Here is a 20,181-nt window from a genome sequence, read left to right on the forward strand (position 1 = left end):
GTGTTTAGCGAAGAAATTAACTCATTTTGTCATTATCATCTTCGCTGAAGATATTGGTCATTTCTTCAATGGTTTTCTTTACTCTGAGTTTAAACCAACTGGGCTCTGCTTCTTTTTTCCGTTTTCGATCTTCCTTTTCTTGCTTTCGGATCCTTTCCGCTTCTTCGGCAGCTAACTTGGCTTTACGCGCCTCTTCCTCTTTCTTAATACGGGCGAGGCGTTCCTGTTCCTTCAGGTCGTGGTCGTTCTCGAATATATCCGGGGTATGCACTTCTGGATTCGGTTTGGCGACTGGCGGCGCAGGGGCAACTTGCGGGGCGGTCTCAGTCAGGCAACAGTTTTGGTTTCCTTCAAACAGGAGACCGAACAATGCGTTCTGTGAACCGTCTTTTCTTAGTATATTGCTGGGGGCATGTACCGTATTGCGTGGAAGTTTCGCCATCCGTATCTTTTCTATCTTGCTGCGTTTGCGCAAGGTTTCGTCCAAGTTCTTCAGGTTGGCGGCTCCTCCTGTCAGGATAAGTCCTGCCAGCAGTTTGTCTTCGTAGCCGGATAGCTGAATCTGGTTCCATACGTTGGTAACGATTTCTTCGGCACGGGCTTCGATGATATTATTAAGATCTGCCACTTTGATGATACGGTTGTCATCTTCCAGTTTGCAGGTAGCTTCTTTCTCTTGTTCGGGGTCTTCTTCGTAGAGGGTGTCACCGTAGGCTTTTTTCAGGCGTTCGGCTTCTTCCTCCTCCATTTGCAGGGTGGTGATGTCGCGCGTGATGCTGTTGCCTCCCAAAGGTAATACGGTGAGGAAGCGGAGAATGTTATTCTTATATACAGAGATGGTAGTCGTGTCTGCTCCAAAGTCGATCAGTGCGCAGCCCGAACGGCGTTCGCTTTCTGTCAGTACGGCATTGGCTGTTACTAGCGGGGTGATCAGCTGGTCGGCGATGTCGATTTTAGCCTGCTGGAAGCAGTGCTCCAGATTCTTGCGTACGGAAGCACGGGCAACGATGTTGAGGAAACGTCCCTCGATGTGGCTTCCTACCAGACCTACCGGATTGGCTTGCAGATTATTGCCCACCTTGTATTCTTGCGGAGCTACGTCCAGTATATCCATATCAACCACCGGGATGGCAATGTTCTCATCACCGATAGCGCTTACAAGTTCTTCGGATATGATGGCTTCTTCCTCCAGGTCGCGGCTTACTACGTTGCGAACTGTGCGGAGTGATTGTCCGCCGATGCCTACATATACCTTGGCAATTGAGTTTTTCAACTCACCTTCCAGTCTGTTGATGATCGAGGTCAGGCTTTGCGCTGTTTTGTCCAGATTGAAAATAACTCCTTTACGGATAAACGTAGAAGAGTCTTCCTGGGCATACGCTAATACCTGCATGCTCCCGTCACTGTTCTTTCTTCCGGCCACACCGGTTATCTTCGATGAACCAAGTTCAATAGCGGCGATAAATTCTGTTGTTGCCATATATATTTATTTACGATTTTACGATTTACAATTTACGATTGAAAAAAGATTGTTCACTCTTCGTCTGTCAACTGTCAGTTATTAACTATCTATTATCAACAATCATTTATTATCTATTCTCGTTTGGTGCAGATAATCTGGTTGTTGAATTCGAGGTTGATACGCGAATATTTGTTCCAGCCTACCCGGTTGAGCCCTTTCTTGTAGAACTCCTTCAAACGTGCCAGTTTTTCTTCAAAGTTTTCCAGTTTTCCGAGATAGACGAGATGGTCTCCCACACGCGGCACCAATTCGATGTTATGGTCGGGCAACACGTGAATCTGTTCTATCTGGGCGTCCCAGAATTTATTATTATGCAAAAATACACCAAACTTATGTAAATCCTTCATTGCAAACGACTTTTCTACGTTTCCGGTGACAATTACCCGGTGGGCGATGCATTTTGCATCCGGTGGCATGATGTTTCCTTTGTTGTCGAGGTAGTAATTCTGACCGTTGGAGCTCATCACCCGAAGAATAGGGATACGTTGTGTCACCTCCATGCATACTTTGCCGCTGGGTGTTTTGTAACACTCGGCTTCGTCAATCAACGGATGTTTGCTTAGTTCCCGTTCCAGTGACTTGGTAGAGATGCGCTCCATCTTCTTCCCGATGGGATAGATCCCTTTGTGTTGAAGGATACCTTTCAGCTCTTTTTTGGTGATGAAGCCGGCGTAGGCAGTATCCTTGATAACTAATTCCATGTCACGGCAGGTCTGGTTGGCAGGCTTGCGGTTGAATGCGGTGATAGCTACGGCGAGGTAGGCTATAAGCACCAGCATGACAATGGATAGAAGGATTCTTTTAGTCATAATTTAAACTTAAAGATTAATAATTAAAATGGCTGCACTGTTTCGGACAGCTTGCCGGATTATTATTTATTGATCTTCTTTTCTAATAGTTCCTTTATTGCAGGGACATAGTTGTCAATGTCTCCGGCTCCTAAAGTGATTAATACTTCAATGTTTTTATCTTTCAGAATGTTCAGTATATCTTCCTTTTTGCACATACTTTTTTCAATGCCCGGACGGAGATGATCATAAATCAGTTTGCTGGTGACGCCCGGAATCGGTGCTTCACGTGCCGGATAGATGTCTGCCAGAATCACTTCGTCGAGTAGCGACAGGCTATCGGCAAAATCTTGATAGAAGTCGCGGGTGCGTGTATAGAGATGCGGCTGGAAGATGGCTGTGATTTTCTTGTCCTTATAAAGTTCGCGCATAGACAACACGCTCTGTTTGATTTCAGAGGGGTGATGGGCATAGTCACTCAAGAAGACGATACGGTCGTTCTTGATCTTGAAGTCGAACCGGCGGTCTACTCCGCGGAAACTTGCCATGCCTCTTTTTATTTCTTCATCGGTCACCCCGTTCAGGTGTGCCAATGCCATGGCGGCTACGCCGTTTTCTATGTTGATGCTAACCGGAACTCCCAGTTGAATGTCGTCGATACGGGTGTCCGGGGCAACAAAGTCGATGAATATCTCTCCGTTTCCGATGCGGATGTTTTCTGCATGGAAGTCGCCTTCGTCGCGTGAGTAAGTATAGACACGAACGCCCGGCTGCACTTTCGGTTGCAGGGAGATACCTTTGCGGATAATCAGTGCGCCACCCGGTTGGATAAGCGTGGTATAATGCTCGAAACTTTCCAGGTAGGCTTGTTCTGTGCCGTAGATGTCCAAGTGGTCGGGGTCGGTAGATGTAATAACGGTCATATAGGGCGACAGCCAGTGGAAAGAACGGTCGAACTCATCTGCTTCAATCACCGTGTAAGGGCTTGATTGAGAGAGCAACAGGTTGGTGCCGTAGTTCTTCGAGATTCCTCCGAGAAAAGCGGTACATTCCACGTGCGACTGTTGGAGCAGATGGGCTGTCATCGTCGATGTGGTTGTTTTACCGTGAGTGCCTGCCACGCACAGACCTTTGCTCGAATGGGTAATTGTTCCCAATACTTGGGCGCGTTTCTGTATTTCGAATCCGTTGTTGCGGAAATAAACGATTTCTTCATGTTCCTGCGGAACGGCGGGCGTGTATATGACTAACGTGCTTTCCTTGTCTTTGCAGGCTTCGGGAATGAGGTCGACGTTTTCTTCATAATGTATTTGTGCGCCTTCGGCAATCAGGGTTTCAGTCAATGGAGTAGGGGTACGGTCGTATCCCGCCACTACCTTGCCTTTGAAGAGGAAGTAGCGTACAAGTGCACTCATACCGATGCCGCCGGCACCTACGAAATAGACTGATTTTATCGTTTCTATATTCATTTCTTCTGTTTTTTATTTTAGTACGGATTACGTTGTTTGTCAGTTCTTTGCTTCCGCCAGCTTGATAACCTCCTGTGCGATGATTCTCGCAGAATCGGGCAAAGCCAGCTTGGCGATATTCTCTGTCAGTTCTTTCAGTTTCTGTTCGTCATTGACGACGGATAATGCTACAGCCATCAGGGTTGTTTCCGCTTCACTGTCTTTGACGTAGATAGCTGCCTGTTTGTTCACCAATGCTAAAGCATTCTTTGTTTGGTGATCTTCTGCCACGTTGGGCGAAGGCACTAAAATAACAGGTTTATGTAGCAGGCAGAACTCTGAAATGGAACCAGCTCCCGCACGGGAAATCACAAGATCGGCTGCTGCGTATGCGGCTGCCATATCTTTGATGAAATCCGTTACATATAAGTTTGGAAGTGTACCTGCGGCTTTCACGGCTTCTTTCACTTGCGGGTAATAGTATTTGCCCGTTTGCCAGATGAATTGCACGTCTGTGTTTTCTTTGATGGTTGCCAGTCCGGCTGTCAGCGTATTGTTGATGGTACGTGCACCCAGGCTGCCGCCTACAATCAGAATCGTCTTTTTGCCGGGTTGTAAGTTGAAAGCGCGCAATGCTTCTTCTTTAGATGGCATATCCTTTGTCAGGTTTTGGCGGACAGGATTTCCTGTCATGATAATCTTGTCGGCAGGGAAGAACTTTTCCATTCCATCGTAAGCTACACAGATCACCTTTGCTTTCTGTGCCAGAAGTTTATTGGTCACTCCGGCATAAGAGTTTTGTTCCTGGATTAATGTCGGTACTCCCATCATTCCGGCAGTCTTTAGTGTCGGTCCGCTTGCATATCCGCCTACGCCTACTGCTACCTGCGGGCGGAAGTTCTTAATAATGCTGCGTGCTTTCCACTGGCTGCGCACCAGTTTAATCAATACCGATACATTTTTCCATAAACGTTTGCGGTCGAATCCGGCTATCGGAAGCCCGATAATCCGGTAGCCTGCATCGGGAACCCGTTGCATTTCCATACGTCCTTCAGCACCTACAAAGAGAATTTCTGCGTCGGGGCGTAGTTCTATTATAGCGTTTGCGATAGAGACGGCAGGAAAGATATGTCCTCCTGTTCCTCCACCGCTGATAATAATTCTAAGTTTTTTTTCCATCATAATCCTTTCTTCTATCCGTTGTTCAACGTTCTTCGTTCACCACTTACCGTTCACTGCTCATCACTTACCGTTCACCATTCAACACTTACCGTTTATCAATATCATGCTCATCTTCAAACTTGGCATCGCTGTTCAGAATTTGTGCTGTCGGTTCGGCGGCAGTCTGTGCCTCGGAACTTGCATCTGCATCTGTCTCTAATTGCGGTTGGATCTGTGCATCGTGCGCTTTTTGTTCTTCCAGATGAGCGGTATACCGGCTTACGCTTAATATCATTCCAATATAAGCGCAATTGATTAACGTACTTGTACCTCCTTTACTGATCAAAGGCAGGGGCTGACCGGTGACGGGGAATAATCCGACGGCAACCATCATATTCAGTATTGCTTGCGATACCAGTAGCAACGCAATGCCCATAACGAGAAAGGCGGGGAAGGTTCGCTCGCATTTCTGGGCGATGCGTCCGGCACGCATCAGCAGCCATAGATAGAGGAACACTACAAATATTCCTCCAATCAATCCCATTTCTTCAATCACAATTGCAAAGATAAAATCGGAAAATGCCTGACTAAGGAAGTCACGTTGTATCGAGTTTCCCGGACCTTTGCCGATTACGTGGCTGGTAGCAATGGCAATGCGTGCATGTGCCACCTGTGCATCTTTGTCAATATCAAATTTGGCAGCCGGCACTTCCTCCTTCTCAAAGAAGCCGGAAACACGATTCTGCCATGTTGCGAAACGGTGAAGTCCCGGAGTGTTATGCAGCGTTTTGGCGGGAATAACCATCAGTATAGCTACGGCAACACCGCCTACAAGTGCCAATATTCCCAACATTCCGAATAGCTTTTTTGTTGACACCCGGCCGATAAACATCATCATGCATACTACTCCGAAAAGCAGCATTGCTGTCGAAAGGTTTTCCGGCGCGATAAGCAGGAATACCAGCCCGGTGATGATCATGATGTATTTGAAAGCTTTGGGGTTGGCTCCTTCCTCATCCTGCCTTTTGGAGAGAATAAATGAAACGGCAATGATAACTGCCATCTTTGCCAATTCCGAAGGCTGGAACTGTAATCCCATAAAGCTCATCCAACGGGCTGCCCCGTTGACACGGTCTCCAGTAATGATACCCATCAGCGTGACAATAGCCAATAAAACCAAGGAAATCGGATACAGAAAGACCGGAAATACCTGGAACCATTTGTAGGGCACATTATGCAGAAACACTACTACCACAGCACCTACCATCAGGATGATGGAGTGTTGCGTAATCGGTCCCCAATGGTCACCGCTTTTGTAAGTCAGTGTCGATGCTGCCGAGAACACCTCGACAATCGAGATGAGGCAGAGACAGAGGAAGATAATCCAGATTACCTTGTCGCCTTTGAATATGCTTCTTAATAAGTCCAATCTTGCAGAAATTAAAAATTATAAATTAAAAAATTACAGGGCGCGGACACATTCCTTAAACTGGTCGCCACGGTCTTCATAGCTCTTGAAGAGGTCGAAAGAGGCACAACAGGGGCTTAATAATACTGTTTCACCTTTTTTTGCCAGTTTATAGGCTGTTTCTACGGCATCCTTCATTCCGGTTTGTACGTCTGCTACGGGCAGGCCGAAACGGTCGAAAAATTCGTGAAGCTTTTCGTTGTGAAGTCCCAGGTATACCAGTGCCGAACACTTTTCGCGTACCAGATCTTCAATTTCAGTATAGTCGTTGCCTTTATCTTTACCGCCGAGAATCAACACCGTTTTGGTAGTCATGCTTTGCAGGGCATACCAGCAGGAGTTGACATTCGTTGCTTTAGAGTCGTTGATAAAATCAATTCCGCGGACACGTGCCACTTTTTCCAACCGATGCTCTACTCCCTTAAAGTCGGAGAGGGCTTTGCGGATGTTTTCTTTGGCAATACCGGCAATGTTTGCCGAGATACCGGCAGCTAAAGAGTTGTATAGGTTATGTTGTCCTGTCAGGGCAAGTTCTTCCTGCTCCATGTTGAAGGCAATCGGTTCGGTGATTTTCACTTCGTGATCTTCTACGTATGCGATAGCTCCGTCTTCTTTGACAGCGGCAAAAGGATACAGGTGGGCTTTCAGACCATGTTTCGCCAGTTCCTGTCTGATGATCGGGTCGTCATTCCAAAAGATGAAGGCATCGTCCGGAGTTTGGTTTTGGGTGATGCGGAATTTAGCGTCGATGTAATTCTGCATACAATGGTCATAGCGATCAAGATGGTCCGGAGTGATGTTCATCAATACGGCGATGTTCGCACGGAAATTATACATATTATCCAGCTGGAAAGAGCTAAGTTCGATAATATAATAATCATGGTAATCTTCGGCTACCTGCAAAGCAAGACTTTTGCCGATGTTGCCTGCCAGACCTACGTTCAGACCTGCGCTTTTGAAAATATGATAAATGAGGGAAGTTGTTGTAGTCTTCCCGTTAGAACCTGTAATACAGATCATTTTGGCATCAGTATAGCGTCCGGCAAACTCAATCTCAGAGATCACCGGTGTGTTTTGAGCTTTCAGTTTCAGGATGATCGGAGCATCATTCGGGATACCGGGGCTTTTGATAACCTCGTCGGCATTCAGAATGAGTTCTTCGGTATGGTGTCCTTCTTCCCAGTCAATCTGATGGCTGTCGAGAAGTTCCTTATACTTGTCCTTGATGGCGGACATGTCCGAAACAAACGTCTCAAATCCTTTGACTTTTGCGAGTACGGCTGCACCTGCGCCGCTTTCGCCGGCTCCTAAAATTACAATTCTTTTCATCTATAATAATGTGCTCTTGTTTTCTAATCAACTGATTTATCTATTAGCTGCGCACATCTTTTAAAAGTTAATAATCGGGTTAATGCTCTCTATGTTTTATCTTATTTTTAATGTTATAATTGTTATTGCCGCCAATACAATCGTTACAATCCAGAAACGGACGGTAATCTTTGATTCGTGAAACAGCTGGTCGGGCTTGGTGAATTTCACCGTACATCCCGGCTCGATCAGGCTCATCGAGGTACGGAAATGATCGTGAATCGGTGTGCGCTTGAACAAACGCTGCTTTACACCTTTCCGCTTTCCTGCCTTGTAATAAGCCCGTTGCAGGATTACCGACAGATTCTCTACCAGGAATACACCGCAAAGAATCGGTATCAGCAACTCTTTGTGGATGATGATGGCGAACACTGCGATGATACCGCCAATGGTGAGGCTGCCTGTATCTCCCATAAATACTTGTGCCGGATAAGCGTTGTACCATAAGAAACCGATGAGCGCACCGATGAAGGCACAGATATAGATTACCAGTTCTTCCGACCCTGGAATATACATGATGTTCAGATAGCTTGCAAACTCGATATGTGACGATACATACGCCAATATCCCCAACGTTGCGCCGATAATGGCCGAGTTCCCGGCTGCCATTCCGTCCATACCGTCATTCAGGTTGGCGCCGTTTGATACGGCGGTAACCACGATGATTGTAACGATGACGAACAAAATCCATCCGGCTGTTTGCGCATGCTCGCCCATGAAAGAAACCAAATCGGCATAATCAAGGTTGTTGCTCTTGAAAAAAGGAATCGTTGTTTGGGTCGATTTTAAGTCATTGGTTCCGTGTATCACTTCCATCTCCTGTCCCGGATTATGAACTTCGATATTCTCACGGATCACTACGTCCGGGCTTAGATATAAGGTCATTCCGACAATTAATCCCAAACCTACCTGACCGATAATCTTGAACTTGCCATGCAAACCTTCCTTGTCTTTTTTAAAGATCTTGATATAGTCGTCTGCGAATCCGAGCGATCCCAACCATACGGTGGTTATCAACATCAGTATCATATATATATTATGCAGTTTACCTAACAACAGACAAGGAATCAGGATGGCTACGATGATAATGACCCCTCCCATGCTCGGCACGCCTACTTTGTTGACACCGAACGGGTCTGTTTTAGCATCACGCTGCGTTTCTGTGATTTGCTTCCTTTTGAGTAGGTTGATGAACTTGTCTCCCCAGATACTTGAAATAAGTAACGCGAGGATCACCGCCATCAAAGCACGGAATGAAGTATATCCGAACATTCCTGCTCCTGGAAAATTGAGCTTTTGCAGCCATTCAAATAGATAGTATAACATAAATAATTTGCCAATTTATTGATGTGTTGCTATGTCGCTTCTGCCGGATGAATACCGGAACCAGTCGGCATATTAGCACAATCTATTCATTATTTAAAAATTTCTTTGAGTACTTCTTTATCGTCAAAATGATGTTTTACTCCTTTTATCTCCTGATAATTCTCGTGTCCTTTCCCGGCAACGAGGATTACATCTCCTTTTTCTGCCAGCATGCAAGCTGTGCGAATCGCTTCTTTACGGTCGGCAATGCTTAGCGTTTTCTTCATGTCCTCCGCATCCAGTCCGGTGAGCATATCGTTGATGATATCTTGCGGCTCTTCGAAGCGCGGATTGTCTGAAGTGATGATGACGCGGTCGCTGGCTTTGGCAGCTTCCTTTGCCATGATGGGACGTTTACCCTTGTCGCGGTTGCCGCCGGCACCCACCACTGTAATCACTTTGCCTTTTCCTTCAAGCACTCCATGTATGGCATTCAATACATTAATAAGAGCATCCGGAGTATGTGCATAATCTACAATTGCTGTAACTCCCTGCGGCGAACGCACTGCATCGAAACGTCCGGCTACCGGATGAAGCGTGCTAAGTGCCACAAGCACCTCTTCTTCTTTCTTGCCCAACAGAACGGCTGCCCCGAATACTGCCAGCAAATTGGAAGCATTGAACTTACCGATGAATTGAACTGCCAACTCATGGTTGTTGAAGTCGAGCAACATTCCTTCAAAATGAGACTCCAATACCCGTCCTTTAAAGTCACAAAGGCTTCTTAATGAATAAGTATAGATCTTAGAACGTGTATTCTGTGTCATCACCAGTCCGTTCTTATCGTCCAGATTGGTCAGGCTGAATGCGCTTTTCGGCAGATCGTCAAAGAACTTCTTCTTTGCTTTCAGATAATTCTCTACTGTTTTATGATAGTCGAGATGGTCGCGGGTCAGATTGGTAAAGATTCCTCCTGCATACTTTAATCCGCTGATACGTTTCTGTGCAATGGAGTGTGAACTGACTTCCATGAAAACATATTTGCATCCTTCGTCCGCCATTCGTCCCAATAGACGGTTCAATGTGATAGGATCGGGTGTGGTATGCTCTGTCGGGATCGGTTCATCGTCGATATAATTGCAAACGGTAGAAATCAATCCTACCTTATATCCGAAATAACGGAATGTATTATATAATAAGGTGGCGATTGTTGTTTTTCCGTTCGTTCCGGTAACACCAACCAATTCCATCTTGGAAGTGGGGTCGCCGTAAAAAGTAGTAGCAATCTTTCCTACTGCATCTTCACTGTCTTTTACTTGTATATAAGTGATCCCCGCAACAGGCTTTTCCGGCATATCCTCACAAAGGATAGCGGTTGCTCCTTTCGCTATGGCGGCAGGTATGTAGGCGTGCCCGTCGGCTTGTGTGCCACGCATTGCCATGAACAGTTGGCCGGCTTCCACTAGACGGGAGTCAATATTGACTCCGGTGATTTCTATGTCTGAATCTCCGGTTACCTCTACCGGTTGGATCGCTTTCAGTAACTCCTTTAATAACATCACTCTATTTATTTTTTAATCTTTAATTTTCTTATTTTAGCGTCAGCGTCACTGTTTGTCCCTTTTTTACGATGGTTCCGTTGGCTATCGACTGGCTTTTTACTTTACCCACTCCGATCAGATTGACTTTCAATCCTTTGCTTTCCAACAAGTAGACAGCGTCTTTCGCTCCCATTCCTATCACACTTGGCACAAAGTTCTGCATATTGCTCCGGCTTTCAAGAACCACCGCTTGCGGTGCAGCGTGCGTATTCCCCCACACTTCTTTTCCCGAATCGGCTACTTTACCTTGTATATTAATATCCAACTCTTCCAATACCCGTTGAGCTTCGCGCATTTCTCCAGCTTTTACATTCGGAATGACTACGGAATTGGTGTCAATCGCATGGGTAAGCGGCAACCGCAGGTCTTTGGCATACACTCTTTCTGCAATCTTGCTGAATACACTACCGGCCATCAAACCTCCCGAAGCCGGCAAGCCCGGTTTCTGGATAGAGACAATCATGCTATATTTAGGTGCCTCTGACGGAAAATATCCGCAGAAACTAACCAGGTAATTTGTTCTTCCTGTTTTGTATCCGGCAGCTCCCTGTGAAATCTGTGCCGTTCCCGTTTTGCCTGAAACATGGAACTGTTTACTCCCTGCCGGCTTGGCAAGTCCTTCACCGACCACTTTCCGAAGTATTTCACGAATCTGCTCCAAAGTCTTATCCGAACAAATCTTAGGATTGATAACTTCCGTCGGATATTCTTTCACGATTTCCCCATCTTTCACAGCAGCTTTGACAAACTTCGGACGCACACAGACTCCATTATTGGCTATTCCGTTGTAGAACGTCAGAATATTGATTGGAGGAACCTGTGTCTCGTAGCCGATACTCATCCATGGCAAAGTGGTCTTTGCAAAATAACGTTCTTTCGGACCACGGATATTCGGCTTTCCTTCTCCTGCAATCTGTAGGTGGAGCGGTTGGTCAATACTCATCCGTTTTAATCCGTCTACGAATTTCTGTGGATTGCTCCCATAGAAATGATTTATAATATAAGAGGTACCGACGTTGGACGAAACTCCCAGAATTTCGGTAACAGTCAGCTTCCCATATCCTCCACGATGCCAGTTGTGGTCTTTCATGACACGTCCGTACATTGGCATCTGTCCGTTGCCGGTGTCTACCACATAATCCGGAGTGATCTTGCCGTCTTCAAGAGCCACCATAATAGAGGCTGTTTTGAAAGTAGAACCCGGCTCGAGCATATCGCTGATGGCATTGTTGCGCATTTCGTAATATTCGCCGTCTTTGCCTTGCATCATGTTGACGATGGCTTTTACTTCTCCGGTAGCTACCTCCATCAATACTACCACACCTACGCTGGCGTTCAGTTCTTTCAGCTTGTCTATCAATGCTTTTTCGCAAATATCCTGCATGCCTACATCGATGGTAGTAATCAAATCGCAACCGTCAACTGGTGGTACATCGACAATGTTCAGGAATTTGTTCCTTACCTTTTTGCGGTGTGTCACTCCGTCCCGTCCTTTCAGGATGGTGTCGAAAGCAAGCTCAATACCATTTCTGGCTCCTTTGGCAGTATCTGCATATACATCTCCCAGCGTACGGGCAGCCAGTGAGCCGAAAGGCTTCTTGCGCTGATTGTATGCTAATTCTTTGAATCCGCCTTTATACCGGTTCAAACAAAATACAGGCAGTCTCTTTACCTCTTTATATTGTATATAGGAGATACGTTTCGGATAAATCAGATAATTACGGCTTTTTGTCTGGCGTCCTTTCTTGAGGTGTGCTTTGAATTGAGCCGCACTCTTGTCCGGGAATATCTTGTGAAGTCCGATGCAGATGGAATCCATATTGGCATTGAGGATGGAATCCCGGCGTGCCTGATCTTTCTGTCTGCGTTTTTCGTCCTTCTCACCGGACATAAAATCCATATATATTCTGTATTCGGGTAGCGAACTGGCCATCAGTTTACCATCAGAAGAAATAATGTTTCCACGATTAGGTTTCACCGTCACATTTTCTTTTACGAAACGATCAGCCACATCCTGCCAATATTGTCGTTCGGCAAACATGGTGATGCCTGCTTTTACAACAATAGCTATTCCTATCAACGCCATCAACAGGATGACGAAGAAGTAACGGGTCATTATGTTCTTTTTATTAACTGCCACAGTATTTGTCTTTTAAAAACTCTTACTTCTCAACTTTCCACTTATTTAATAAGGTAAGGAGGATTGGTGGAAGTTTGCAAATCGCTTTCCTTACTCGATATATAATTTTCAATGCGTGACTGGCGGCTCTTTTCCATCAGTTCCGAGCTGCGCGTCAGTGCATCATATTTAATGTCTATCAATTCTTTCTTCAACCGGTCTATCTCGATCTGTTGCTGTTGACTGGCATAACGATTGTGAATGTAGAAGATGATGAATACCATGATAAGTACCAGCAACTTCGTTTGACGACGGAAAAAATCGGTAGCTAGAATGTCTCCACCCAGAATGCTCTTCATCGAGGTGTGGTTTTTCTTCTTGCCTTCTTCTGTTTTCTTGTTTACTACTGCTTCTTCTTCCATATCTTTCTATTTCTTCTCTGCAATTCGTAGCTTGGCGCTTCTCGACCGTGGATTTCTTTCTATTTCTGCTTCATCGGGAACGATCACCTTGTTGTTGACAAGACGGAAAGGCGTTTGCAGATTTCCGAAGAAGTCGGATTCTGTTTTTCCTTCCACGTTGCCTGTTTTCATGATGTTTTTCACCATGCGGTCTTCCAACGAATGGTAAGTGATTACCACCAGTCTGCCGCCCGGTTTTAGTGCTTCCGTAGCAGCCAGCAACATCTCTTTCAGCGCTTCCATTTCTTGGTTTACTTCGATCCGCAGCGCCTGGAATACTTTTGCCAGCTCTTTCTTTTCGCGTTCACGACCGAAAAGCGGTTTGATGATTTCCAGAAACTCACCGATGGTCCGGATATACTGTCCGCTTCGGGCTTTAACGATGACAGAAGCCAGCTTACGACTGTTCTTCAGCTCTCCGTACAGGTAGAAGAGGTTTGCAAGACGTCCTTCCTCATAAGTATTTACGATATCTGCTGCCGTGATTCCGGCACGCTTGTTCATACGCATATCCAGCGCTCCGTCGAAACGGAAAGAAAAGCCGCGTTCGCTATCATCGAAATGATGGGAAGAGACGCCGAGGTCGGCTAGAATCGCATCCACTTGCTCGATGTCGTGATAGCGCAGGAAATTTTGCAGATAACGGAAGTTGCTGCGTACGAAGATAAAGTGAGGATCATCGACAATGTTCCGTTCAGCGTCCTCGTCTTGGTCGAATCCCAGCAGACGTCCGCCTTCTCCGAGCCGTGAAAGTATTTCGCGCGAATGTCCCGCTCCTCCGAATGTAACGTCTACATACGTTCCGTCCGGCTGGATATTCATCCCGTCAACGCTTTCTTTCAGCAATACAGGTACATGATATGTCAATTCATCTTTCTCCATCTTGTTTATTGTCATCGTTCATAATTTCTTCTAATGCCGCACCGAACTCTTCAGGCGACATGAATGGTTGTTCTGCCCGCTCTTTCGCCCAGATCTCTATCTTATTGTCGATGCCGATAAAGCGTATATCCCCATGGATGCTGCAAATCTGCATGTATCGTTTGGGGATTAATATACGTCCGTTGCTGTCCGGTGTTACCACTTCAACATCGCTCACAAACTGTCTGAAAATGAGTTGGTGTTTACTGTTCCATTTGTTCAGCCTGCTGCGAAGCTCGTTCAACTCCTCGTTCCACACGCTCTCGGGGTACAGGGTCAAACAGTCCTGAAATACGTCTTTACGCATAATAAGCCTTTCTTCGGAAGCTGCTTGTAGTTGCTTCCTGAAGGTTGCGGGTATGAACACCCTTCCTTTGGCGTCCGCCCTGGCTTCAATATTTCCTAGAAAACGTATCATTACCTTATTATAAAAAGCGACCGTAAAAGTATGAAATTCCCCACAATTCCCCACAACTTTCCATAAAAAACTTTTGGAGAAGTTTTCAACAGAATGTTAAATGTCTATTTGCTTGAAAATGATGTGGCTTTGAGAATGCTTTGCTGGTGGGGAGTTTGTGGCAGCGAAACGAAAAAAATGTCTGTTTAGGTAAAATTTGAGAAATGTGGTATGGCGGAGGTTTCTTCCTATAAAAAAGCATGCTTTTGCTGCGGTGAAAAATGAAAGATGGAGAAAGAAGCCCTGTTCCCTTTCTTGTTACACTCAAATCTCTTACTAATTATTAAAATAAAAGACTGCCTTCAGTCTTCAGATCTTTAAAAAATCCCCTTTTCATCGGTGGTTTTTGCTGAAGGCGCTCCTGAAAACGGAAGTGTTTGACTCCAGCTCTTTTTGCCATATTTACCTTCAATAGAGGCTCTATTGTAACAAAACGGAGTCTGCGTTTCATTGTAACAGAGCCTCAGTTTTACCCAGATGCAAGCTCTGTTTTGTTCAGCCCACGTGTTGGCGGGTTTCAGCCTACGCGCAAGCAATCATAAGCCCACGTGTAAGCAACCATAAGCTCGCATTTCACCTCACTTTAGCCCACGTGGTGAATCTATATACCCCGCTTGCTGGGCATATATATCCAGCATGGTGAGTATATATACCCACCGCGCTGGATATATATACTCACCAGTGAGCCTGAAAAGCTGAAAGCACTCCCCCTTGCCTACAGCACCTTCCTGCATGGGATGATATTTTTCGGTTTCAGCCGCTATCGCCCTCCTGCAAAGCGTTTGCGGATAAAACTGAAACGGCTGAAAGCGGAAATAGCTATGAGATATACGTTATTATCTTATACGTCGATTCTTAATGGAGTAATCCATACGATATACGAAAGATGAATGCAGCAGGGTTTATTGGAAAGCTTGGGGTGAAACTCCTTTTGCTTACTCGGCGGTCGAAACGGGAAATAATCCCGTTCCGCCTGCTCGATTGTTAAAACTAAAATCTGTATTAAAGAAGTATGTGATCCGAGATCACCAATTTATATAGTTAAGGTCTAGCGGAAGTCTTTCAGTTCTTCCTGTAATTTCTGGCGTGTGAAGAAAATACGGCTCTTTACTGTGCCTAGCGGGAGATCCAGTTTTTCCGCAATCTCACGGTATTTGAATCCTGAAACGTGCATGGCGAACGGAACTCTGTATTCTTTGGGGAGTTTGTTGACTACACGATGCATCTCTTTCAGGTCGTATGCTCTTTCTGTACTTTCATAACTTCCGTCCTGTGGCAAATTCAGATGATAAAGATTATCCGTCTGGTCGACGAATGTCTGGTCGCGGACTACCTTGCGGTAGTTGTTGATGAATATATTGCGCATGATGGTATACATCCATCCTTTGAAATTTGTATCAGGGGTGTATTTATCTTCATTATCTAATGCTTTTAATGATGTCTCCTGCAACAAATCGTTTGCTTCTTCACGGTCGGTTGTCAGTTTATAAGCGAAGCGCAGTAATTCTTCTTGTACTCCTACTAAATCTTTTCTGAAGCTTAAACTTTTCATATGTGTTGCTTTTTAAAGGTGAATATTCGTTTTTATTTTCGATGGTGCAAGTTTACGGGATTTTCTGAAACCCGATATGGGGAAATCCGACGTTTTTATGCCCGAAAACTATCCGCGGATAGATTTTAGGTTGTTTTTGATAGTTTTTAGGTGGTATTTTTTTATCTTCTGAACTTAAATCCTGCATTTTCTACCAAATTATTGCGATTAATAAAAAAGAACCGTTAATTTTGTGCCATCATTTTTATTTGAAAAGAATGACTGATGACTCTTTATTTTTGATTGATGTCGATAAGATACTTCGGACAAAGGCTCCGAAGCATTATAAGTACATCCCTAAATTCGTGGTTTCTTATCTGAAGAAAATTGTTCATCAGGATGAAATTAATGTATTCCTGAATGAGTCGAAGGGTAGAATGGGTGTGGACTTTCTGGAGGCATGCATGGATTTTCTGGATGTGAAAGTAGACGTGAAAGGCATTGAAAATTTGCCTGAAGATGGTCTGTATACTTTTGTTTCCAATCATCCGTTAGGCGGACAGGACGGTGTTGCGCTTGGTTATGTGTTAGGAAAGCACTATGACGGGAAAGTGAAATACCTGGTGAATGATTTGTTGATGAATCTTCGCGGGTTGGCTCCCCTTTGTATTCCTATTAATAAAACCGGCAAACAGACAAAAGACTTCCCGAAAATGGTAGAGGCGGGATTCCAGTCGGATGACCAGCTGATCATGTTCCCTGCCGGGCTGTGTTCGCGTCGTCAGAATGGAGTCATTCGTGATCTGGAATGGAAAAAGACATTTATAGTAAAGAGCATACAAGCAAAACGTGATGTAATACCCGTGCATTTCGGCGGTAGAAATTCTGATTTCTTTTACAACCTGGCAAATATTTGCAAGACATTGGGGATCAGGTTTAACATCGCTATGTTGTATCTTGCGGATGAAATGTTTAAGAATCGCCACAAAACTTTTACTGTCACTTTTGGCAAACCGATACCCTGGCAGACTTTTGATAAGTCGAAAACCCCTGCGCAATGGGCTGAATACGTAAAGGATATTGTTTATAAACTGTAACTGATAGAACAACTATAACAAGGAATATGGAAGAGATTATTAAACCGGTAAGCAAAGAACTGCTGAAGGCAGAATTGACGGAAGACAAACGCTTACGAATGACGAATAAGAGTAATAATCAGATTTATATTATTACCCATCAAAATGCTCCTAATGTGATGAGAGAAATTGGTCGTTTGCGTGAAATAGCTTTCCGTGCTGCTGGTGGAGGAACAGGTCTGTCGATGGATATCGATGAATATGATACGATGGAGCATCCTTATAAGCAGTTGATCGTATGGAATCCGGAAGCGGAAGAAATTCTGGGTGGTTACCGGTATCTGCTTGGTACGGACGTGCGTTTTGATGAAAAAGGTGCTCCGGTTCTGGCAACTTCCCACATGTTTCATTTTTCTGATACTTTTATTAAAGAATACTTGCCGCAGACAATTGAACTGGGACGTTCGTTTGTTACGCTTGAATATCAGTCTACCCGTGCAGGAAGCAAAGGATTGTTTGCTTTAGATAATCTATGGGATGGGTTGGGAGCGTTGACCGTGGTTATGCCGAATGTGAAATATTTCTTTGGCAAGGTGACCATGTATCCTAGCTATCATCGTCGTGGCCGAGATATGATACTTCATTTCCTTAAGAAGCATTTTTACGACAAAGAGAAACTTGTTACTCCGATTGAACCTCTGCAACTTGAGACTTCCGAAGACGAGTTGAACACATTGTTCTGCAAGAGTTCTTTTAAAGAGGACTATAAGATATTGAATTGCGAAATCCGTAAATTGGGCTATAATATTCCTCCGTTGGTAAATGCATATATGAGCTTAAGCCCTACGATGCGTATGTTCGGAACAGCTGTCAATTACGAGTTCGGTGATGTGGAAGAAACCGGTATCCTGATTGCTGTAGACGAAATTCTTGAAGATAAACGGATTCGACACATCCAGACGTTTATTGAAAGCCATCCGGATGCGTTGAGATTGTCTTCTTGTGAAGGGGAAGAGGTGTTTACGCCTAAAGTCGTTACACCGCAGGCAGACTGTTCCCGTTAATTTTACGATAAAGATCAAGAGCAAAGACGTCGGTCATTCCCGATATATAGTCAAGTACCGCCTGTATTCTTTCATAGAGTACAGGCGAATTTATATTGTATTGACTGGAAACTCGGTCGATCAAGAGTTTGGAATAAGCCTTTTCGGGTGAGGTTACAGCGTCTATCATCAATTCGAGTAAGGTACTGATGATGCGGAATCCCGCTAACTCGATATCCAGCACGTCCCGTGAACGGTAGATTTTATTGATAGATACTTTGACGCTGTGTTGGTAGGCTGCTGCCGGACGTTCGGCTATGCGCTTGATTAGTGGTCCTTCGAACGTGCCGGACAGTATTTCTTGTTCATGATCTAAAAAGACACGGGTACACTCCCGGATTAATAAACCGATGACGGAAGAACGCAAGTAGGCGATTTGCTCGTTGACATCGTTGACAATCAGGAATGTTTTCCGGAGATGCTCCTGTCGCTCTTCGCTGAAATAGGTCATTAATAGTTCTTTGGTTTCCTCAGTAGTGAGAATCTTCAGCTTATATGCATCCTCAATATCCATCATCTGATAGCAAATATCGTCTGCCGCTTCCACTAAATAGACTAGCGGGTGGCGTGCATACTTCAAAGGATGTTCGTTGAGCAAAGTCAGCCCTAATTCAGTGGCTATTTTTTGGAAACTTTCTTCTTCGCTGACGAAGAATCCAAACTTCGATTTGGTTCCTGCAAGGCTCGATGAAAAGGGATATTTTACGATAGAAGCCAGAGTGCTATATGTCAGGACGAATCCGCCTTTGCGACGTCCTTCAAACTGATGTGTCAGTATTCGGAATGCATTTGCATTTCCTTCAAAATGTGTCAAATCTTCCCATTCCATCGGAGAAAGTTGCTCTCCGTTCGGTTGCTTTTCTTTCAGACGAACTCCTTTCCCTTCAGAGAAGAAAGTAGAAATAGCCTTTTCACCTGAATGGCCGAAAGGCGGATTCCCTAAATCGTGAGCCAAGCAAGCAGCCGAGACGATAGAACCGATCTCCGGCAGGAAAGAATCTTGAAGTTCCGGATGGCGTTCCAGAAGTGCTTTGGCAACATCGTTTCCGAGTGAACGGCCAACGCTGGCTACTTCGAGACTGTGCGTAAGTCGGTTGTGTACAAAAACGCTGCCCGGAAGAGGGAATACTTGCGTCTTGTTCTGTAATCTGCGGAAAGGAGCCGAAAAAATGAGACGGTCATAGTCCCGTTGGAATTCGGATCGGTTTTCCTGTCGTTCTTCATGGAATTCTTCCATCCCGAAACGTTTCGCTGATATTAGTTGTTTCCAATTCATCATTTTATTTACGATTTGACTATTTACTATTTACAATTTAGGGAACGGTACATTATTTAACTGCAAACTTAACTATTTTTCAGTTCAAAATGTGTATTTTCGCCCGTTAAATAGTAAACATGCATTTATGAATATTCAAGTTATCAATAAATCGAAGCATCCGCTTCCGGCTTATGCCACCGAATTGTCCGCAGGAATGGATATCCGCGCTAATCTTTCTGAACCTATCACACTGGAACCAATGCAGCGTTGTCTGGTTCCGACAGGATTGTATATCGCTCTGCCGAAGGGCTTTGAGGCGCAAGTTCGTCCACGTAGCGGGCTGGCGATAAAGAAAGGTATCACAGTACTTAATTCTCCGGGTACGATTGATGCGGATTATCGTGGAGAAATCTGTGTCATTTTAGTCAATCTTTCGTCCGAGGTTTTTGTTATTGAAGATGGCGAACGTATCGCGCAGATGGTGATAGCAAAGCACGAACAGCCTGTATGGCAGGAAGTGGAGGTGCTGGATGAAACGGAACGCGGAGCCGGTGGCTTTGGGCATACCGGAGTATGATGAATGCTTAATCGAAA

The 20,181-nt window shown here is 44.9% G+C and carries 18 protein-coding genes; 4 read left to right on the plus strand and 14 right to left on the minus strand.

All coding sequences use genetic code 11. The features are described 5' to 3' along the window. Positions 1 to 16 precede the first annotated feature (16 nt). The 12 genes from ftsA to mraZ all read right to left on the minus strand — a co-directional run bounded on the left by ftsA (position 17) and on the right by mraZ (position 14,580). On the minus strand, positions 17 to 1,480 hold the full coding sequence (gene ftsA / locus A4V03_RS20000; RefSeq protein ID WP_065540120.1) for a cell division protein FtsA: 1,464 nt from the start codon (positions 1,478 to 1,480) through the stop codon (positions 17 to 19). Between the two features lie 113 nt (positions 1,481 to 1,593). Further along, complete coding sequence (locus A4V03_RS20005) at positions 1,594 to 2,331, minus strand: cell division protein FtsQ/DivIB (RefSeq protein ID WP_065540121.1); 738 nt, start codon at positions 2,329 to 2,331, stop codon at positions 1,594 to 1,596. A 62-nt stretch (positions 2,332 to 2,393) separates the two neighbouring features. Continuing rightward, the gene (gene murC / locus A4V03_RS20010) at positions 2,394 to 3,779 is read right to left on the minus strand and encodes a UDP-N-acetylmuramate--L-alanine ligase (protein WP_065540122.1); all 1,386 of its coding nucleotides are present in this window, start codon (positions 3,777 to 3,779) and stop codon (positions 2,394 to 2,396) included. 39 nt (positions 3,780 to 3,818) lie between these two features. After that, positions 3,819 to 4,937, minus strand: a complete 1,119-nt coding sequence (murG, locus tag A4V03_RS20015; RefSeq protein WP_065540522.1) for an undecaprenyldiphospho-muramoylpentapeptide beta-N-acetylglucosaminyltransferase — start codon at positions 4,935 to 4,937, stop codon at positions 3,819 to 3,821. Positions 4,938 to 5,025: 88 nt separating this feature from the next. Further along, entirely contained in the window at positions 5,026 to 6,348 is a 1,323-nt protein-coding gene (locus A4V03_RS20020) for an FtsW/RodA/SpoVE family cell cycle protein (protein ID WP_065540123.1), read from the minus strand. A 33-nt stretch (positions 6,349 to 6,381) separates the two neighbouring features. Then, entirely contained in the window at positions 6,382 to 7,716 is a 1,335-nt protein-coding gene (gene murD, locus A4V03_RS20025) for a UDP-N-acetylmuramoyl-L-alanine--D-glutamate ligase (protein ID WP_065540124.1), read from the minus strand. 96 nt (positions 7,717 to 7,812) lie between these two features. Then, complete coding sequence (gene mraY / locus A4V03_RS20030; RefSeq protein WP_065540125.1) at positions 7,813 to 9,081, minus strand: phospho-N-acetylmuramoyl-pentapeptide-transferase; 1,269 nt, start codon at positions 9,079 to 9,081, stop codon at positions 7,813 to 7,815. Between the two features lie 89 nt (positions 9,082 to 9,170). Continuing rightward, the gene (locus tag A4V03_RS20035) at positions 9,171 to 10,619 is read right to left on the minus strand and encodes a UDP-N-acetylmuramoyl-L-alanyl-D-glutamate--2,6-diaminopimelate ligase (RefSeq protein WP_065540126.1); all 1,449 of its coding nucleotides are present in this window, start codon (positions 10,617 to 10,619) and stop codon (positions 9,171 to 9,173) included. Positions 10,620 to 10,650: 31 nt separating this feature from the next. Continuing rightward, positions 10,651 to 12,777 (minus strand): penicillin-binding protein, encoded by a 2,127-nt coding sequence (locus A4V03_RS20040; RefSeq protein WP_065540127.1) that lies wholly within the window; start codon positions 12,775 to 12,777, stop codon positions 10,651 to 10,653. A gap of 65 nt (positions 12,778 to 12,842) precedes the next feature. Continuing rightward, positions 12,843 to 13,202 carry an FtsL-like putative cell division protein gene (locus tag A4V03_RS20045; RefSeq protein ID WP_065540128.1) on the minus strand — a complete coding sequence of 120 codons (360 nt, stop codon included), beginning with the start codon at positions 13,200 to 13,202 and terminating at the stop codon, positions 12,843 to 12,845. Positions 13,203 to 13,208: 6 nt separating this feature from the next. Further along, positions 13,209 to 14,123, minus strand: a complete 915-nt coding sequence (gene rsmH / locus A4V03_RS20050; RefSeq protein ID WP_065540129.1) for a 16S rRNA (cytosine(1402)-N(4))-methyltransferase RsmH — start codon at positions 14,121 to 14,123, stop codon at positions 13,209 to 13,211. After that, positions 14,110 to 14,580 (minus strand): division/cell wall cluster transcriptional repressor MraZ, encoded by a 471-nt coding sequence (mraZ, locus tag A4V03_RS20055; RefSeq protein ID WP_065540130.1) that lies wholly within the window; start codon positions 14,578 to 14,580, stop codon positions 14,110 to 14,112. The genes rsmH and mraZ overlap by 14 nt, the downstream gene beginning before the upstream one ends. 653 nt (positions 14,581 to 15,233) lie before the next feature. On the opposite strand from mraZ, the gene A4V03_RS20930 reads away from it, so the two are divergent. Further along, positions 15,234 to 15,509, plus strand: a complete 276-nt coding sequence (locus A4V03_RS20930; RefSeq protein ID WP_141243581.1) for a hypothetical protein — start codon at positions 15,234 to 15,236, stop codon at positions 15,507 to 15,509. A gap of 158 nt (positions 15,510 to 15,667) precedes the next feature. Here the strand turns inward: A4V03_RS20930 and A4V03_RS20060 are convergent, their stop codons facing one another. Beyond that, positions 15,668 to 16,171 carry an RNA polymerase sigma factor gene (locus A4V03_RS20060; RefSeq protein ID WP_065540131.1) on the minus strand — a complete coding sequence of 168 codons (504 nt, stop codon included), beginning with the start codon at positions 16,169 to 16,171 and terminating at the stop codon, positions 15,668 to 15,670. Positions 16,172 to 16,428: 257 nt separating this feature from the next. Here A4V03_RS20060 and A4V03_RS20065 point away from each other — a divergent pair, with 257 nt between their 5' ends. Both A4V03_RS20065 and A4V03_RS20070 read left to right on the plus strand, forming a co-directional pair. After that, a complete protein-coding gene (locus A4V03_RS20065) occupies positions 16,429 to 17,247 on the plus strand; it encodes a 1-acyl-sn-glycerol-3-phosphate acyltransferase (RefSeq protein ID WP_065540132.1) in 819 nt (272 codons plus the stop codon). A gap of 26 nt (positions 17,248 to 17,273) precedes the next feature. Then, entirely contained in the window at positions 17,274 to 18,290 is a 1,017-nt protein-coding gene (locus A4V03_RS20070; RefSeq protein ID WP_065540133.1) for a GNAT family N-acetyltransferase, read from the plus strand. Here A4V03_RS20070 and A4V03_RS20075 read toward each other — a convergent pair. Next, on the minus strand, positions 18,262 to 19,608 hold the full coding sequence (locus A4V03_RS20075; RefSeq protein ID WP_065540134.1) for a deoxyguanosinetriphosphate triphosphohydrolase: 1,347 nt from the start codon (positions 19,606 to 19,608) through the stop codon (positions 18,262 to 18,264). The genes A4V03_RS20070 and A4V03_RS20075 overlap by 29 nt on opposite strands. A gap of 124 nt (positions 19,609 to 19,732) precedes the next feature. Here A4V03_RS20075 and dut point away from each other — a divergent pair, with 124 nt between their 5' ends. Beyond that, positions 19,733 to 20,164, plus strand: coding sequence for a dUTP diphosphatase (gene dut, locus A4V03_RS20080; RefSeq protein ID WP_065540135.1), 432 nt, complete (start codon positions 19,733 to 19,735; stop codon positions 20,162 to 20,164). The last annotated feature ends 17 nt before the right edge of the window (positions 20,165 to 20,181 follow it).

The organism is Bacteroides caecimuris (genome assembly GCF_001688725.2).
Taxonomy (GTDB): domain Bacteria; phylum Bacteroidota; class Bacteroidia; order Bacteroidales; family Bacteroidaceae; genus Bacteroides; species Bacteroides caecimuris.

Coding starts and splice junctions, on each gene's coding strand:
- A4V03_RS20065 (WP_065540132.1), top strand. CDS start 16,429: ATGACTGATGACTCTTTATTTTTGATTGATGTCGATAAGATACTTCGG.
- A4V03_RS20035 (WP_065540126.1), bottom strand. CDS start 10,619: ATGTTATTAAAGGAGTTACTGAAAGCGATCCAACCGGTAGAGGTAACC.
- murG (WP_065540522.1), bottom strand. CDS start 4,937: ATGGAAAAAAAACTTAGAATTATTATCAGCGGTGGAGGAACAGGAGGA.
- A4V03_RS20060 (WP_065540131.1), bottom strand. CDS start 16,171: ATGAAAAGTTTAAGCTTCAGAAAAGATTTAGTAGGAGTACAAGAAGAA.
- murC (WP_065540122.1), bottom strand. CDS start 3,779: ATGAATATAGAAACGATAAAATCAGTCTATTTCGTAGGTGCCGGCGGC.
- A4V03_RS20005 (WP_065540121.1), bottom strand. CDS start 2,331: ATGACTAAAAGAATCCTTCTATCCATTGTCATGCTGGTGCTTATAGCC.
- murD (WP_065540124.1), bottom strand. CDS start 7,716: ATGAAAAGAATTGTAATTTTAGGAGCCGGCGAAAGCGGCGCAGGTGCA.
- A4V03_RS20070 (WP_065540133.1), top strand. CDS start 17,274: ATGGAAGAGATTATTAAACCGGTAAGCAAAGAACTGCTGAAGGCAGAA.
- A4V03_RS20075 (WP_065540134.1), bottom strand. CDS start 19,608: ATGATGAATTGGAAACAACTAATATCAGCGAAACGTTTCGGGATGGAA.
- ftsA (WP_065540120.1), bottom strand. CDS start 1,480: ATGGCAACAACAGAATTTATCGCCGCTATTGAACTTGGTTCATCGAAG.
- A4V03_RS20045 (WP_065540128.1), bottom strand. CDS start 13,202: ATGGAAGAAGAAGCAGTAGTAAACAAGAAAACAGAAGAAGGCAAGAAG.
- mraY (WP_065540125.1), bottom strand. CDS start 9,081: ATGTTATACTATCTATTTGAATGGCTGCAAAAGCTCAATTTTCCAGGA.
- rsmH (WP_065540129.1), bottom strand. CDS start 14,123: ATGGAGAAAGATGAATTGACATATCATGTACCTGTATTGCTGAAAGAA.
- mraZ (WP_065540130.1), bottom strand. CDS start 14,580: ATGATACGTTTTCTAGGAAATATTGAAGCCAGGGCGGACGCCAAAGGA.
- A4V03_RS20040 (WP_065540127.1), bottom strand. CDS start 12,777: ATGACCCGTTACTTCTTCGTCATCCTGTTGATGGCGTTGATAGGAATA.
- dut (WP_065540135.1), top strand. CDS start 19,733: ATGAATATTCAAGTTATCAATAAATCGAAGCATCCGCTTCCGGCTTAT.